This is a genomic window from Isoptericola sp. S6320L (assembly GCF_023015685.1).
Taxonomy (GTDB): Bacteria; Actinomycetota; Actinomycetes; order Actinomycetales; family Cellulomonadaceae; genus Isoptericola; species Isoptericola halotolerans_A.
The window spans coordinates 38,266-53,756 of record NZ_JALKAT010000011.1 but is presented as its reverse complement, the minus strand read 5'-3'; the positions used below and the strand labels follow the sequence as shown (position 1 = coordinate 53,756).

The window sequence follows — 15,491 nt, the reverse complement described above, 5'->3', positions numbered from 1 at the left end:
CCTCGCGTCGTGGGGTGTCGCTCAGACACTACGACGATCGTGCGCTCGCTCGGCCTGCCGGGCGAGCGATCGGCAGGAACTCGCTGTCACCTGGCAGGACACCGTCGTCCGGGGAGTCGACCGCGCTCCGATGAGAACGGTGACGGCTCCCGGTCTGCCCTGGCGAAGCCGCCGCCGGCCGGGCGCGGCCGACTCGATCGCAGGAGGTCGCCGATGAACACCGGAACAACCCTCTGGGACGCCGTCCACGCGGAACGTCGTGAGCTCGTCCGTCATCTCGAGGGACTGACGCCGGACCAGTGGCAGACGCCGTCGCTGTGCCCGGGATGGTCGGTGCACGACGTCCTGGCGCACCTCATCGACTCCGCGACCACGACGCGGCGAGGGTTCGTGCGCAAGATGGTCGCCGCTCGGTTCGACTTCGACCGGATGAACGCCCACGGGGTGGTGCGGCACCGAGCGGCGGATCCGTGGGCCACCCTGGAGGCGTTCCGCGCGGTGGTCGACCGGACCGACACACCTCCCGGCCCCCTGGTGACACGGCTCGTGGAGGCCTACGTCCACGGCGAGGACATCCGGAGACCGCTCGGGATCGGGACCACCTACCCGCCGGAGCACGTGCTGACGGCGTTGGAGCATCTCGCGCGCACCGGTGCAGGACTGGGCGGCGGCAGGGAGCGTGTGGCGGGCCGGCAGCTGGTGCCCGTGGACGGGGGCCGGAGCATCGGCGCGGGAGCACCGGTCCGAGGCAGCGCCGTCTCGTTGCTCCTCGCGGTCGCCGGACGACCCGTGGGCACGGGCGAGCTGACCGGCGCCGGGGCGGCAGGCCTGGCCGGGAGTCGCTGACCACGGTGGCTTGCGCGGCTCGCTATCATCGGATCACAGGCATCGACCCGGCCATCACCGGTGAGCCTCCGGAAGAACCGAGCGACTCGTCGCTCCCAGTAGAACCGGACGGGTAGGCCCGTCACAGCCGTCAAGGAGCGGCGGACCTCGATCTTCGTGAGGGGTCCGCAAGCGGGGTGGTACCGCGGCACGGCACGCGCGGCGTCCGGGAACGGGCGCGCGAGCGGGCCGACGTCGTCCTCGTGCAGCAGTGCCGTCGTCGTACCACCCGTCGCTTGTCCAGGAGCCCACCCATGGCCTATCCGTTGCACCGCTCGGCCCCCTCGTCCGGCAGCGCGCCCGGCGCGGCGTTCGGCATCCCCGCCTCGCCGCGCCTGCCCGAGATCGAGCAGGACGTCCTGGCCTACTGGGCGTCCGACGACACGTTCCGGGCCTCGGTGGCCAAGAACGACGCCGGCACGGACGGCGAGAACGAGTTCGTCTTCTACGACGGCCCGCCGTTCGCCAACGGCCTTCCGCACTACGGCCACCTGCTGACCGGGTACGCGAAGGACGTGGTGCCGCGCTACCAGACGATGCGCGGCAGGCGCGTCGAGCGCCGGTTCGGGTGGGACACCCACGGCCTGCCCGCCGAGCTCGAGGCGATGAGCCAGCTCGGCATCAAGACCAAGGACGAGATCCTCGAGCTGGGCATCGAGAAGTTCAACGACGCATGCCGCACCTCGGTGCTGAAGTACACCTCGGAATGGCGTGAGTACGTGACCCGCCAGGCGCGGTGGGTGGACTTCGACGGCGACTACAAGACCCTCGACGCGACCTACATGGAGTCGGTCATGTGGGCGTTCGCCGAGCTCTACCGCAAGGGCCTGGTGTACTCCGACTTCCGCGTGCTGCCGTACTGCTGGAACGACCAGACGCCCCTGAGCAACCACGAGCTGCGCATGGACGACGACGTCTACCAGAACCGCCAGGACCCGGCGGTCACGGTGGGCTTCGAGGTCACGTCGGTGCCCGACGACGGCACGGACGTCGTGCGCCCCGGCGACAAGCTGCTCGTGTGGACCACCACCCCGTGGACGCTGCCCTCCAACCTGCTGGTCATGGTCGGCGAGGACATCGACTACGTCGTCGTGGAGTCGGCGTTCAGCGGTTCGACGGAGCGATACGTCCTCGCCGAGGCGCGACTGGGCCACTACGCCCGCGAGCTGACCGACGAGGGTGCCGAGGAGCCGCGCGTCGTCGGGCGGCTCACGGGTGCGGACCTCCTCGAGGCCGCCTACCGCCCGCCGTTCTCCTACTACGAGGGCCGAGAGCGCGCGCACCGCGTCGTGGCGGCGGACTTCGTCACCACCACCGACGGCACGGGGCTGGTGCACTCCGCCGGCGCCTTCGGCGAGGACGACAAGATCGTCTGCGACCGCGAGGGTGTCGCCTCCGTCATGCCCGTCGGGGCGGACGGGAAGTTCACGCACCCCGTCGACGAGTACGCCGGGCTGCAGGTCTTCGACGCCAACCTGCCGATCATCGACCACCTCAAGGCGCGCACCCGCGGCGAGGCCGACGCCGGGTCGGTCACGACCGGCACGGTGCTGCTGCGCCGCGAGTCCTACGACCACTCCTACCCGCACTGCTGGCGCTGCCGCCAGCCGCTGATGTACATGGGCGTGTCCTCGTGGTTCGTGGAGGTCACCAAGGTCAAGGACCGGATGCTCGAGCTCAACGAGCAGATCTCCTGGACGCCGGACCACATCCAGCACGGCCAGTTCGGCCGGTGGCTGGAGAACGCGCGCGACTGGTCGATCACCCGCAACCGGTTCTGGGGCTCCCCGGTGCCGGTGTGGCAGAGCGACGACCCGGCCTACCCGCGCACCGACGTCTACGGCTCGTTCGCCGAGATCGAGCGCGACTTCGGCCGCCTGCCGCGCAACGCCGCCGGCGAGCCGGATCTGCACCGGCCGTTCGTCGACGACCTCACGCGCCCCAACCCCGACGACCCGACCGGCCGGTCCACGATGCGCCGCGTCGAGGACGTCCTCGACGTCTGGTTCGACTCCGGCTCCATGCCCTACGCGCAGGTGCACTACCCGTTCGACAACCGGGAGTGGTTCGAGCACCACTACCCGGGCGACTTCATCGTGGAGTACATCGGCCAGACCCGCGGCTGGTTCTACACGCTCCACGTCCTGGCCACCGCGCTGTTCGACCGGCCGGCGTTCCGCACCGCCGTCTCGCACGGCATCGTGCTGGGCTCCGACGGGCGCAAGATGAGCAAGTCGCTGCGCAACTACCCGGACGTCTCGGAGGTCTTCAACCGCGACGGGTCCGACGCCATGCGGTGGTTCCTCATGGCCTCGCCGATCCTGCGCGGCGGGAACCTCGTCGTGACGGAGGACGGCATCCGCGACGCCGTCCGGCAGGTGCTGCTGCCGCTGTGGAGCACCTACTACTTCTTCACCCTGTACGCGAACAGCGCGGGCGGCACCGGCGATTCGGCCGGCTACGCCGCCAAGCCCGTGGAGCCCGAGCGAGCGGCCGGGCTGCCGGCGCTCGACCGCTACCTGCTGGCCCGCACGCACGACCTCGTGGAGACGGTCACCGGCCAGCTCGACGCCTATGACATCTCCGGGGCGTGCGAGTCCGTGCGCGAGCACCTGGACGTCCTGACCAACTGGTACGTGCGCACCCAGCGGGACCGCTTCTGGGCCGAGGACGCCGACGCCTTCGACACGCTGTACACCGCGCTCGAGGTGCTGTGCCGCGTCATGGCGCCGCTCGCGCCGCTGCTGACGGAGGAGATCTGGCGCGGCCTGACCGGCGGCCGGTCGGTGCACCTCGCCGACTGGCCCACCGCGCGGAACACTCCCGCCCTGGTGCCCGACGACGCGCTCGTCGCCGCGATGGACGAGGTGCGCGCCGTCGTGTCGACGACGCTGGCGCTGCGCAAGGCGAACCAGCTGCGGGTGCGCCAGCCGCTGGCCCGGCTCACGGTGGCGGTCCCGGACCCGGCGGCGCTCGCGGACTACGCCGGCCTGCTCGCCTCCGAGCTCAACGTCAAGGCGGTGGACCTGGTGCAGGCGGACGCCGAGGCGTCCGAGCGGTTCGGCATCACCGAGCGGCTCGCGGTGAACGCCCGGGCGGCGGGCCCGCGCCTGGGCCGGGGCGTGCAGGTCGTCATCCGGGCGGCCAAGGCAGGTGCCTGGCACAAGGACGCCGACGGCGCGGTGGTCGTCACGACCGACGACGGCGAGGTCGGCCTGCTCGAGCCGGAGTACGAGCTGACCACCGTCGTCGGCGACGCGGCGGGCCAGGACGTGGCGGCGAGCGTGCTCCCGGGCGGCGGGTTCGTCGTCCTGGACCTGGCGCTCGACGACGCGCTGCGCGCCGAGGGGTACGCCCGCGACGTCGTCCGCGACGTGCAGGACGCCCGCAAGGCCGCCGGGCTCGAGGTGAGCGACCGCATCGATCTCACGCTCGACGTCCCGCCGGAGCACGTGGCCGACGTCGAGGCGCACCGGGAGCTGGTCGTGCGCGAGACGCTGGCCGTCAGCCTGACGGTGACCGGTGCCGAGGGCACCGCTCGTTCCGTCCACGTCACGAAGCACGAGGGAGACGCATGAGCGACGGCGGCAAGAACGACGCGAAGAAGGCGAAGGCGGCCGACCGCAAGGCGGCCCGGGCCGCGGCGGAGGACGCCGCCGCCCGCGAGGACCTCGAGCGCGTCTACGCGCACATCGTGTCCCGCGCCCCGGAGCACGACGTGTCGCCGACCATCGACCGCGTCGCACGACTGCTGGAGCTGCTCGGCGACCCACAGCGCTCCTTCCGGGCCATCCACCTGACGGGCACCAACGGCAAGTCGTCGACGGCGCGGATGGCCGAGCGGCTCGTGCGCGAGCACGGGCTGCGCACGGGGCTGTTCACCTCACCGCACCTGACGAGCGTCACCGAGCGCATCTGCGTCGACGGCGAGCCGCTGAGCGCGGCACGGTTCGTGGAGGTCTGGGAGGACGTCTTCCCCTACGTGCAGGTGGTCGACGCCGAGCTCGAGGAGTCCGGCCAGTCGCGGCTGAACTTCTTCGAGGTGCTCACGGGCCTGGCGTTCGCGGCGTTCGCCGACGCTCCCGTCGACGTGGCGGTGCTCGAGGTGGGCATGGGCGGTACCTGGGACACCACCAACACGGTCGACGCGGAGGTCGCGGTGATCACCCCGATCAGCATCGACCACGAGAAGTGGCTGGGGTCGACGCCCGCGGAGATCGCCGTGGTCAAGGCGGGGATCATCAAGACCGGGGCGACGGCCGTCGTGGCCGAGCAGCGACCGGAGGTCGACGAGGTGCTCGCCGAGCGGGCCGCCGAGGTCCGGGCCCGCCTGGTTCGCGAGGGCGTCGACCTGGAGGTGGCCGCGCGTGCCATCGCGGTGGGTGGCCAGCTGGTCGCGCTCCGCACACCGCTGGCGACGTACACGGACGTGTTCGTGCCGCTGCACGGCGCGCACCAGGCGCACAACGCCCTGCTGGCCCTGGCCGCCGTCGAGCAGATGCTCGGCGGCCGGGCGCTGGACGGGGGAGTCGTGGAGACCGCGTTCGCCGACGTCGCGGTGCCGGGACGCCTCGAGCTGTTGCGCTCCAGCCCCACCGTGCTCGTCGATGCCGCGCACAACCCGCACGGTGCCGAGGCCCTGGTCGCGGCGCTGGACGAGTCGTTCAGCCTGCGCGCCGTGGTCGGCGTGGTCGGGGTCATGGCGGACAAGGACGCCGAGGGCCTCCTGGCCACGCTGGAGCCCGCGTTGTCCCACGTGGTGCTGACGCGCAACTCGTCGGAGCGCTCGGCGGACCCGTACGACCTCGCCGAGGTGGCGCGCGAGATCTTCGGCGAGGACCGGGTGCACACCGCCGACCGGCTCGACGCGGCGCTGCAGGTCGCCACGGACCTGGCCGAGGCGGACGACGTCGTCGGGGTCGGGACCGGGACCGGGGTGGTCGTCACGGGGTCGGTGATCACCGTCGCGGACGCGCGCGTGCTCCTCGGACGCGGCTGAGGCGGCGGGCCGGACCGACCCAGGGGGACCCGGATCGGGGCCGGGCACGGCGCCCTGCACTGCACGGGCCGCCCGGCGGGTGTTGTATGAGTCACAGGGACACAACCGCTCGGGAGGCCGTGATGAAGAAGCTGCTGGACGACCCGGCGCAGGCCGTCGACGACTCGTTGCGAGGGTTCGCCCTCGCGCACGCCGACGCCGTCGAGGTGCGGTTCGACCCGACGTTCGTGCTGCGCGCCGGCGGGACGCCGCCGGGCCGCGTCGCCGTCGTGAGCGGTGGTGGCTCCGGCCACGAGCCGTTGCACGCCGGGTTCGTCGGTGCCGGGATGCTCGACGCGGCCGTGCCGGGCGCGGTGTTCACGTCGCCGACCCCGGACCAGGTCTCGGCCGCGCTGCAGGCGGCCGACGGCGGTGCGGGCGTGCTCGCGATCGTCAAGAACTACACGGGCGACGTGCTGAACTTCGAGACCGGGGTCGAGCTGGTGGAGGCCGAGGGCATCGAGGTCGCCAGCGTCGTCGTCAACGACGACGTCGCGGTCGAGGACTCGCTGTACACGGCGGGCCGCCGGGGTGTCGCCGGGACGGTCGCGGTCGAGAAGATCGCCGGCGCGGCCGCCGCCCGCGGTGACGACCTGGCGACGGTGGCTGCGCTGGCCGAGCGAGTCGTCGCCGGGGTCCGCACCATGGGGGTCGCGCTGACGGCGTGCACCGTGCCGCACGTGGGCCGCCCGGGCTTCGAGCTGGCCGACGACGAGGTCGAGATCGGCATCGGGATCCACGGTGAGCCGGGCAGGCACCGCGTGACCGCGTCCGGGGCGCACGACATCACCCGGCGGTTGCTGGACCCGGTCGCCGAGGACCTGGAGCTGGCGTCGGGCGAACGGGTGCTGCTGTTCGTCAACGGGATGGGCGGCACGCCGCTGAGCGAGCTCTACGTCGTCTACGCGCGCGCCCACGACCTCCTCGCCGAGCGCGGCGTCGAGGTGGCGCGCTCCCTGGTCGGCAGCTACGTGACCTCGCTGGAGATGCAAGGTGCGTCGGTCACCGTGCTGCGGCTCGACGACGAGCTGACCGAGCTGTGGGACGCCCCGGTGCACACACCGGCGCTACGGTGGTGACCGTGCTGGATGTCGCCTGGGCCGAACGCTGGATGCACGCCGCCGCCGCGGACGTCCGTGACGCGCGGGACGAGCTCACCGAGCTCGACCGGCGGATCGGCGACGGGGACCACGGCGTCAACATGGACCGTGGGCTGAGTGCCGTCGTCGAACGTCTGGACGACCCTGCCCAGGCACCTCGGGAGACGGTCGGGCAGGTGCTGCGCCTCGCCGCCACCACCATGATGTCCACGGTGGGAGGGGCCGCCGGGCCGCTCTACGGCACGGCGCTGCTGCGTGCGTCCAAGGTGACCGACCGCGCCGACCTGCCCTCGAGCGGCGTCGTCGCGCTCGTCGAGGCCGCGCTGGAGGGGATCGTGGCGCGCGGCCGCGCCACCGTGGGGGAGAAGACCATGGTCGACGCCTGGCAGCCCGCGGCGGAGGCCGCCGAGCAGGCCGAGGACGCCGAGGACGGGATCGACGTCCTGCGTGCGGCGGCCGCCGCGGCGGCGACCGGGGCGGAGGCGACCATCCCGCTCGTGGCGACGAAGGGCCGGGCCTCGTACCTGGCCGAGCGCAGCGCGGGCACGCAGGACCCGGGCGCGCGCTCGACGGCGATCATCCTGGCGGCGGCCGTCGCCGCCGCGGAGGGACGCGGCGCGTGAGCGTCGGACTGGTCCTCGTCGCGCACTCGGCGATGCTCGCCGACGGCACGGCCGAGCTCGCCCGGCAGATGGCGCCGGACGTGGAGCTCCGGTGCGCGGCCGGCGATCCCGACGGCGGGCTGGGCACGTCGTTGCCGCGGGTCCAGGACGCGCTGTCCGCCGCGCTGGCGGCGGCGGACGGCGTCGTGGTGCTGGCCGACCTGGGTTCCGCCGTCCTGACGGTCGAGTCCGCGCTCGAGCTGGACCCCGAGCTGCCACCCAGGGTGCGACTCGTCTCCGCGCCGTTCGTCGAGGGTGCGGTCGCCGCGGCCGTGACGGCTCAGCAGGGCGCCGGCCTGGACGCCGTCGCCGAGGCCGCGGAGTCGGCGGTGCTGTCCATCGGTCCGGAGCCGGTGCTCCAACTGGTCCAGGCCCCCGGGTCCGGGACGGCCGACAGCCCGGCGGTCGTGGGGACGCGTGCGTCGGGCGAGGCGATCCCGGTGCCGGATCCGACGTCGTCGGGCGATGCCGACCAGGTGAGCGTGACGGTCGAGGTGCGCAACCCGCTCGGTCTGCACGCCCGACCCGCCGCGGTGGTGGCCCGGTCCGTCGCCGATCTGGGCGTCCCGGTCACGATCAACGGCGCCGACGCCACCAGCGTGCTGCAGCTCATGTCCCTGGGGACGTCGGCGGGTGACGTGGTGACGATCGCAGCGCGCGGTCCCGACGCGGAGGCCGCAGCCGCCGTCGTCGCCGGGCTGGTGCAGGGCGGGTTCGGCGAGCTGTGAGGTAGCCCACGCAACATTGCACTTGGTGCAAACTTGCAGCGGGTGCATGATTGTGGTGTGAACGCCAACCCTGTCGACGACACCGGCCTGCGGGCGCGCAAGAAGCGCGCCCGGGCCGACGCCATCGTGGACGCCGCGCAGCGTCTCGTGCTCGCGCACGGGTTCGACGCGGTCACCGTCGAGGCGATCGCCGAGGCGGCCGGGATCTCCCCGCGCACGTTCTTCAACTACTTCGAGTCCAAGGACGACGCCGTGCTCGGCCAGGGGTCGTTCGACCTCGACGCCGGGTTCCGCGGCGAGTTCGTCGCCGGCGGGCCGACGGGACGGCTCACCGCCGACCTCGAGGTCCTGGCGGCAGCGCTGCTCGGGGCCGTCGCCGGGTCCGACCCGCACGCACCCGCGCGCGTCCTGGAGCTCATGCAGGCCGAGCCGCGGCTCCTCGCGCACCACTTCGCCTGGTTCGAGCGGCACAAGAACCAGGTCGAGGACCTGTTCACCGAGCGGCACGCCTGCCGGCCGCTGCCGACCGACCCGGCCACGTGCACCATGGTCGTCTTCTTCCTGGTCCGCGCCGCGCTCGACGACTGGGACGCCGGCGGCCGCCACGGCGACGTCACCGAGCACCTGCCGGCCGCGCTCGCCAAGATCGCCGCCGTCGTCAACGCCTGACCCACGCTCTCCTGCCGGCCCGCCCGGCTCCTCCCGCACCGCCAGCACTCCGCCCCGAACGAGGTACCGCCATGGCCCACGCCCCCGCCCCCGCGCCGGACAAGCCGCTCGTCGTCCTGACGCAGCGCACGATCTGGCTGATCTTCGGCGCCCTCATGGCGTCGATGTTCCTGTCCTCCCTGGACCAGACGATCGTCTCGACGGCGATGCCCACCATCGTGGGCGAGCTCGACGGCGTCGCCCACCAGGGCTGGGTCGTCACCGCCTACATCCTGGCCGTGGCCATCGGCATGCCCCTGTACGGCAAGTTCGGCGACCTGTACGGCCGGCGCTGGCCGTTCCTCGTCGCCATCGGGCTGTTCACCGTGGCCTCCGCCGGAGCCGGCATGGCCGACTCCATGCTCACGCTCGTCGCGTGGCGAGCGGTGCAGGGCCTCGGCGGCGGTGGACTCATGATCCTCTCGCAGTCGATCATCGCCGACATCGTGCCGGCCTCGGAGCGCGGCAAGTACATGGGTCCGCTCGGCGCGCTCTTCGGCGTCTCGGCCGTGCTCGGGCCGCTGCTCGGCGGCTGGCTCACCGAGGGCCCGGGCTGGCGCTGGGCGTTCTGGATCAACATCCCGGTCGGGCTCGCGGCCTTCGCCATCGCATGGTTCGCGCTGCGCCTGCCGTCGCACCGTTCGTCCCGACCGGTCGACTGGGCCGGGATCGTCTCCATGGCCGTGGCCACCACGGGCATCGTGCTCATCACCAGCTGGGAGTCCCTCGCGGACGGTGGCTACGACTGGACCGACGGCCGCCTGCTCGGCCTCGTGGCGCTGACCGTGGCGGCGGTCGGGGCGTTCGTGCTCGCCGAGAACCGCGCCGCCGAGCCGCTCATCCCGCTGCGCCTGTTCAAGAACCGGACCTTCACGATCACCACGCTGATCGGCCTCGTGCTCGGTATGGGGCTGTTCTCCGCGATGGCGATGCTGCCGACGTTCCTGCAGATGTCCACCGGTGCCGGCGTCACCGAGTCCGGCTGGCTCATGCTGCCGATGATGGTCGGCGTCATGCTGACCTCGATCGTGTCCGGTTTCGCCGTCGCGAAGTCGGGCCGGTACAAGGCCTACCCGATCGCGGGCCTGGCGATCGTCGCCGTCGGCATGGTGTGGCTGACCACGCTCGCGGGTGACACCTCCATGTGGGTCTTCGGCGCGATGATCTTCACGCTGGGCGCCGGCATGGGCCTGGTCATGCAGGTCGTGGTGCTCGCGGTGCAGAACGCGGTCGACCCGAGCGAGCTCGGTACCGCGACGAGCGCGAACAACTTCTTCCGCGAGGTCGGTGCCTCCGTGGGCGTCGCCCTGTTCACCACGATCTTCACCTCGCGCCTCACCGACAACCTCGGCCAGGTGTTCGCCGGGGCGCCCGACGTCGGGGCCGGTGCGGAGGCGAGGCTCACGCCCGCGATGGTCGCCGCCCTCCCGGAGCCCCTGCACTCCGGCGTCGTCGACGCCTACGCCGACGCCCTGGCGCCGTCGTTCTGGTACCTGGTGCCCCTGGTGCTGGTCGGCTTCGTCCTCGCGCTGTTCCTGCCGGTGATCAAGCTGTCCGACGTGGCCGGCATGGTGGCGCGCGGCGAGGCGATCGAGGACCCGGCCAAGGTCGCGGCGCGTCAGGAGGCGGTCGGCGAGCGGGCGGCCGAGCGGTCGGAGGTGCCGGTCGGGACGGCGGGTGCCGCCGTCGGGCACCACGACGCCGCACCGACCGATATCGTGGACGGGTGAGCAAGAAGGACGACCGCCCCCGGCCGGGCGACACGATCAAGCCGCGCAAGCCTGCCAAGGTGCAGTTCGCCGCCACGGTGCTGCAGCTCGAGGCCTTCGCCGTGCTGTTCGCCGCCCTCGCGCTGTACGGGCTGCGGGACTCGACCTACGAGCGTGGGCCCCTGGTCCTCGGGTCCACCGCCGCGCTCTGGACGGTCACCGGCGTGCTCTTCCTCATGCTCGTCCTGCTGTCGCGGATGGTCGCGCGTCCCGGTGGCTACGTGGCGGGGTCGGTCGCCCAGGTCCCGGTGCTCGCGATGGGTCTGCTGCTGCCGATGATGTTCGTCGTCGGAGCCGTCTTCGTCGCGATGTGGGTGGTCTCGCTGCGGCTCGGCGGACGGATCGACCGGGAGCGCGCCGAGTACGACGCGTCCCATCCGGAGACGGCCCCGAACCTCTGAGGCCCATGGTCGGCGTGCCGGCCGCGGCCGATAGGGTGACGGCCATGACCGAAGCAACCACGCCCGCGCCCGAGCGCACCCTCGTCCTCGTCAAGCCCGACGGCGTCCGCCGCGGCCTGTCCGGTGAGATCCTGCGGCGCATCGAGGCCAAGGGCTACACGCTCACGGCCGTCGAGCTGAAGAACGCCACGCCCGAGCTCCTCGCCCAGCACTACGCCGAGCACGAGGGCAAGCCGTTCTACGCCCCGCTCGTGGAGTTCATGCTCTCCGGCCCCGTCCTCGCGGTGGTGGCCGAGGGGCAGGGCGTCATCCCCGGCTTCCGTTCGCTGGCCGGTGCCACCGACCCGACGGCCGCCGCCCCCGGCACCATCCGCGGCGACCTCGGCCGGGACTGGGGACTGAAGGTCCAGCAGAACCTGGTGCACGGCTCCGACTCCCCGGAGTCCGCCGAGCGCGAGATCGCCCTCTGGTTCCCGACCTTCTGATCCTCCACCGCGGGCGGGAGGCCGCGGCACCCGGGACCCCGGGCGGCCGCGCCTCCCGCCCGCCGCGGCTCCGGACGCCACCAGCTGCGGGGAACGCCGTCCCGGGTGCTCGGGATCGGGCGCCGCGGCGGATACCCTCGGCCACGTGCACCTCAAGACGCTGACGCTCCGGGGCTTCAAGTCGTTCGCCTCGGCGACGACGCTGAGCCTGGAGCCCGGCATCACCTGCGTCGTCGGCCCCAACGGCTCCGGCAAGTCGAACGTCGTCGACGCGCTGTCCTGGGTGATGGGCGAGCAGGGCGCCAAGTCGCTGCGCGGCGGCAAGATGGAGGACGTCATCTTCGCCGGCACCGCGGGGCGCCCGCCGCTGGGCCGGGCCGAGGTGTCGCTGACCATCGACAACACGGACGGTGCCCTGCCGATCGACTACACCGAGGTGACGATCTCTCGCACGCTGTTCCGCAGCGGCGGCTCCGAGTACGCGATCAACGGCAGCTCGTGCCGGCTGCTGGACATCCAGGAGCTCCTCAGCGACTCGGGGATCGGCCGCGAGATGCACGTGGTGGTCGGCCAGGGGCAGCTCGACCAGGTGCTGCGTGCCACCCCGGAGGAGCGCCGAGGCTTCATCGAGGAGGCCGCGGGAGTCCTCAAGCACCGCAAGCGCAAGGAGAAGGCGCTGCGCAAGCTCGAGGCGATGGCCGGGAACCTGGCCCGCCTCACCGACCTCACCACGGAGCTGCGCCGCCAGCTCGGGCCGTTGGGCCGGCAGGCGGAGGCGGCCCGCAAGGCGCGCACCGTGCAGTCCGACCTGCGGGACGCCCGGGCGCGGCTGCTGGCCGACGACCTCGCCCAGCTCGGCGCGCAGCTCGAGCAGGAGCGTGCTGACGAGGCGGCCCTCGCCGAGCGCCGCCGAGCCGCGGAGGACGCTCTCGGCGTCGCCCGGCAGCGCCTGGCCCGGCTGGAGGTGGCGGCCGCCGCCTCGGCCAGGGCCGCCTCGCGGGCCACCGACACGTTCCACGGGCTCGGGGCCGTCCGGGAGCGCCTGCGGGGGCTGGCCTCGCTGGCCGACGAGCGGGTCCGGCTGCTCGGGACCGCCGAGCCGGAGCACCGCGGCCAGGACCCCGAGGAGCTCGAGGCCCAGGCCGAACGTGCTCGCGCCTCCGAGGCCGAGCTCGAGCGCGAGGTGGAGATCGCCCGGACGGCGCTCGAGGGCGCCGTCGCCGCCCGCGGTGACACGGAGGCGGCGGCCGCGGCCGCCGAGAAGGAGCTCGCCACCCTCCTGCGCGGCGCCGCCGACCGACGGGAGGGACTCGCCCGCCTGTCCGGTCAGGTCGCCGCCCGGCGTAGCCGCGTCGAGGCCGCCGACGCCGAGATCGAGCGCGTGCAGGCCGGCCTCGCCGCGGCGGAACGCCGGGCCGAGGAGGCCGCGGCACGCTTCGCCGAGCTCGAGCGCGACGTGCTGGGCGCCGAGGCCGGCGAGGAGGGCCTCGACGCCGACCACGAGCGGGCGGTCGCCGCGCTGACGGAGGCGCGCTCCGCCGTCGAACGCCTCGAGGAGCGGGTCGCCGCCGCCGAGACGGAGCGCGCCACCTGGTCCGCGCGGGTCGAGACGTTGAGCCTGAGCCTGGACCGCAAGGACGGCGCGGGCGCGCTGCTCGCCGCCGACCCGGCCGGCGTCCTCGGCTCGGTGGCGTCGCTCCTCGGTGTGGAGGCCGGCTACGAGGAGGCGGTCGCGGCCGCGCTCGGCCCGCTGGCCGACGCCGTCGCGGTCGAGAGCCTCGGGGCGGCGGTCGATGCGCTGCGGCTCCTGCGCGACGACGACGCCGGACGCGCCGGACTGGTCGTCGGCGGGTCGGACGGCGCCGCGCCCGCGCCGCCGGAGGTCCCGCTGCCCGACGGCGCGCGCCGCGGGGTGGACGTCGTGACCGCCACGGGGCCGGCGGCGGCGGCGCTCCGGCACCTGCTCGCCGCCGTCGTCGTGGTGGAGGACCTCGCGCAGGCCCGTGCCCTGGTCGCGGCGCACCCCACGACCGTGGCGGTCACCCGGGCCGGCGACCTGCTCGCCGCGACCCGTGCGTCGGGCGGCTCGGCCGCGGCACCGAGCGTGCTGCACCTGACCAGCGCGCTGGAGGAGGCCCGTGCGGGACTCGACGACGCCGTCGCGCGGGGCGAGCAGGGACGCGAGGACCTGGTCGGGGCCCGCGCCGCGCTCGAGGCGGCGCAGACGCGCCACGACGAGACGCTCGACCGGCTGCACGAGTCCGACGCGGCGATGGCGGCCGTCGCCGAACAGCTCGGGACGCTGGGTTCCGCCCGCACCGGCGCGCAGGCCGAGGCCGAGCGCCACCGGACGGCCCTGGCGGAGGCGACCGAGCGGCGGCACCAGGATGCCGCCGCGCTCGACGACCTCGTCCACCGTCTGGAGGTGGCCGAGGCCGAGCCGACAAGGTCCGAGGAGGACATCGCCGCCGCCACCGAGGCGCGGGACGTCGCACAGCGCGCCGCCGGCGCCGCCCGTCAGGAAGAGACCGAGGCGCGGCTGACGCTGCGGACGGCCGAGGAACGTGCCCGGGCGGTCGCGGGCCGTGCCCAGGGGCTGGCGCGGGCCGCCGAGCGCGAACGCCAGGCACGGGAGCAGGCGGCCGCGCGGGCACGGCGACGGGCGGCCGAGGCCGACCGCGCCGCCGGCGTGCGGGGCGACGTCGCCACGGCCCTCGAGGCACTGGCCCGCTCGACGGAGCGGGCCGCGGCCGAGCGGGCCGCGGCCGAGGCGGAGCGGGAGGAGCAGCGCGCCGAGGTCGACGCCGTGCGGGCGGACGTGGACCGGTTGTCCGGCGAGCTGCGCGACCTGACCGACGTGGCGCACCGCGACGAGGTCGCCCGCGCGCAGCAGGTGGCCCGGTTCGAGCAGCTCCGTACCCGCGCGGTCGAGGAGCTCGGGACCGAGCCGGAGTCCCTGGTGGAGGAGTTCGGCCCGCACCGCGAGGTACCCGTGCCCCGGCCTGCGGACGCCGCCGAGGACGACCCGGACCCCGACCCCGTGCCGTACGTGCGCGCCGAGCAGGAGAAGCGGCTCGCGGCGGCGGAGCGCGCGCTGAAGCGCATCGGCACGGTCAACCCGCTCGCCCTGGAGGAGTTCGCCGCGCTGGAGGAGCGCCACCGGTTCCTCACGGAGCAGCTCGCGGACCTCAAGGGCTCGCGCGAGGACCTGCTGCAGATCGTGGCCGAGATCGACGAGCGGGTCCAGCAGGTCTTCGCCGAGGCGTACCAGGACACCGCGGCACAGTTCGAGCGGGTCTTCGCGCGGCTGTTCCCCGGCGGCGAGGGCCGGCTCGTGCTGACCGAGCCCGGCGACCTGCTCACCACGGGCATCGAGGTGGAGGCGCGCCCGGCCGGCAAGAAGGTCAAGCGGTTGTCGCTGCTGTCGGGCGGGGAGCGCTCGCTGACGGCGGTGGCGTTCCTCGTGTCGATCTTCAAGGCGCGCCCGAGCCCGTTCTACGTCATGGACGAGGTCGAGGCCGCGCTCGACGACGTCAACCTGGGCCGCCTGCTCGAGATCTTCCGCGAGCTGCAGGAGGACTCCCAGCTCGTGGTCATCACGCACCAGAAGCGCACGATGGAGGTCGCGGACGCGCTCTACGGCGTCACGATGCGCGGCGACGGTGTGACGACCGTCATCTCGCAGCGGCTGCGCGAAGCGGCGGAGGCGGGGTGA

Annotated in this window: 11 protein-coding genes; all 11 read left to right on the top strand. The window is 73.7% G+C overall.

Annotated elements, in window-relative coordinates:
• Positions 1-213: 213 nt before the first annotated feature.
• The 11 genes from MWU57_RS08615 to smc all read left to right on the top strand — a co-directional run bounded on the left by MWU57_RS08615 (position 214) and on the right by smc (position 15,491).
• On the top strand, positions 214-846 hold the full coding sequence (locus MWU57_RS08615) for a maleylpyruvate isomerase family mycothiol-dependent enzyme (RefSeq protein ID WP_246908767.1): 633 nt from the start codon (positions 214-216) through the stop codon (positions 844-846).
• Positions 847-1,139: 293 nt separating this feature from the next.
• Entirely contained in the window at positions 1,140-4,463 is a 3,324-nt protein-coding gene (ileS, locus tag MWU57_RS08610; protein ID WP_281495451.1) for an isoleucine--tRNA ligase, read from the top strand.
• Positions 4,460-5,884 (top strand): folylpolyglutamate synthase/dihydrofolate synthase family protein, encoded by a 1,425-nt coding sequence (locus MWU57_RS08605; protein WP_246908765.1) that lies wholly within the window; start codon positions 4,460-4,462, stop codon positions 5,882-5,884. The genes ileS and MWU57_RS08605 overlap by 4 nt, the downstream gene beginning before the upstream one ends.
• 122 nt (positions 5,885-6,006) lie before the next feature.
• Positions 6,007-7,002 (top strand): dihydroxyacetone kinase subunit DhaK, encoded by a 996-nt coding sequence (gene dhaK, locus MWU57_RS08600; RefSeq protein WP_106268162.1) that lies wholly within the window; start codon positions 6,007-6,009, stop codon positions 7,000-7,002.
• Between the two features lie 32 nt (positions 7,003-7,034).
• A complete protein-coding gene (dhaL, locus tag MWU57_RS08595) occupies positions 7,035-7,646 on the top strand; it encodes a dihydroxyacetone kinase subunit DhaL (protein WP_246908834.1) in 612 nt (203 codons plus the stop codon).
• Positions 7,643-8,413, top strand: coding sequence for a dihydroxyacetone kinase phosphoryl donor subunit DhaM (gene dhaM, locus MWU57_RS08590; RefSeq protein WP_246908764.1), 771 nt, complete (start codon positions 7,643-7,645; stop codon positions 8,411-8,413). The genes dhaL and dhaM overlap by 4 nt, the downstream gene beginning before the upstream one ends.
• Before the next feature lie 57 nt (positions 8,414-8,470).
• Positions 8,471-9,082 (top strand): TetR/AcrR family transcriptional regulator, encoded by a 612-nt coding sequence (locus MWU57_RS08585; protein WP_246908763.1) that lies wholly within the window; start codon positions 8,471-8,473, stop codon positions 9,080-9,082.
• Positions 9,083-9,153: 71 nt separating this feature from the next.
• Positions 9,154-10,851: an MDR family MFS transporter gene (locus tag MWU57_RS08580; RefSeq protein ID WP_246908761.1), complete on the top strand. Its 1,698-nt coding sequence runs from the start codon at positions 9,154-9,156 to the stop codon at positions 10,849-10,851.
• Entirely contained in the window at positions 10,848-11,291 is a 444-nt protein-coding gene (locus tag MWU57_RS08575; protein ID WP_246908759.1) for a DUF4233 domain-containing protein, read from the top strand. The genes MWU57_RS08580 and MWU57_RS08575 overlap by 4 nt, the downstream gene beginning before the upstream one ends.
• A 44-nt stretch (positions 11,292-11,335) precedes the next feature.
• Positions 11,336-11,776, top strand: coding sequence for a nucleoside-diphosphate kinase (gene ndk / locus MWU57_RS08570; protein WP_246908758.1), 441 nt, complete (start codon positions 11,336-11,338; stop codon positions 11,774-11,776).
• Between the two features lie 145 nt (positions 11,777-11,921).
• A complete protein-coding gene (gene smc, locus MWU57_RS08565) occupies positions 11,922-15,491 on the top strand; it encodes a chromosome segregation protein SMC (protein WP_246908757.1) in 3,570 nt (1,189 codons plus the stop codon).

Bases quoted from the DNA above. Each gene is read 5' to 3' on its own strand.
- ileS (WP_281495451.1), top strand. From the start codon at position 1,140: ATGGCCTATCCGTTGCACCGCTCGGCCCCCTCGTCCGGCAGCGCGCCC.
- dhaK (WP_106268162.1), top strand. From the start codon at position 6,007: ATGAAGAAGCTGCTGGACGACCCGGCGCAGGCCGTCGACGACTCGTTG.
- dhaL (WP_246908834.1), top strand. From the start codon at position 7,035: ATGCACGCCGCCGCCGCGGACGTCCGTGACGCGCGGGACGAGCTCACC.
- MWU57_RS08605 (WP_246908765.1), top strand. From the start codon at position 4,460: ATGAGCGACGGCGGCAAGAACGACGCGAAGAAGGCGAAGGCGGCCGAC.
- ndk (WP_246908758.1), top strand. From the start codon at position 11,336: ATGACCGAAGCAACCACGCCCGCGCCCGAGCGCACCCTCGTCCTCGTC.
- MWU57_RS08615 (WP_246908767.1), top strand. From the start codon at position 214: ATGAACACCGGAACAACCCTCTGGGACGCCGTCCACGCGGAACGTCGT.
- MWU57_RS08580 (WP_246908761.1), top strand. From the start codon at position 9,154: ATGGCCCACGCCCCCGCCCCCGCGCCGGACAAGCCGCTCGTCGTCCTG.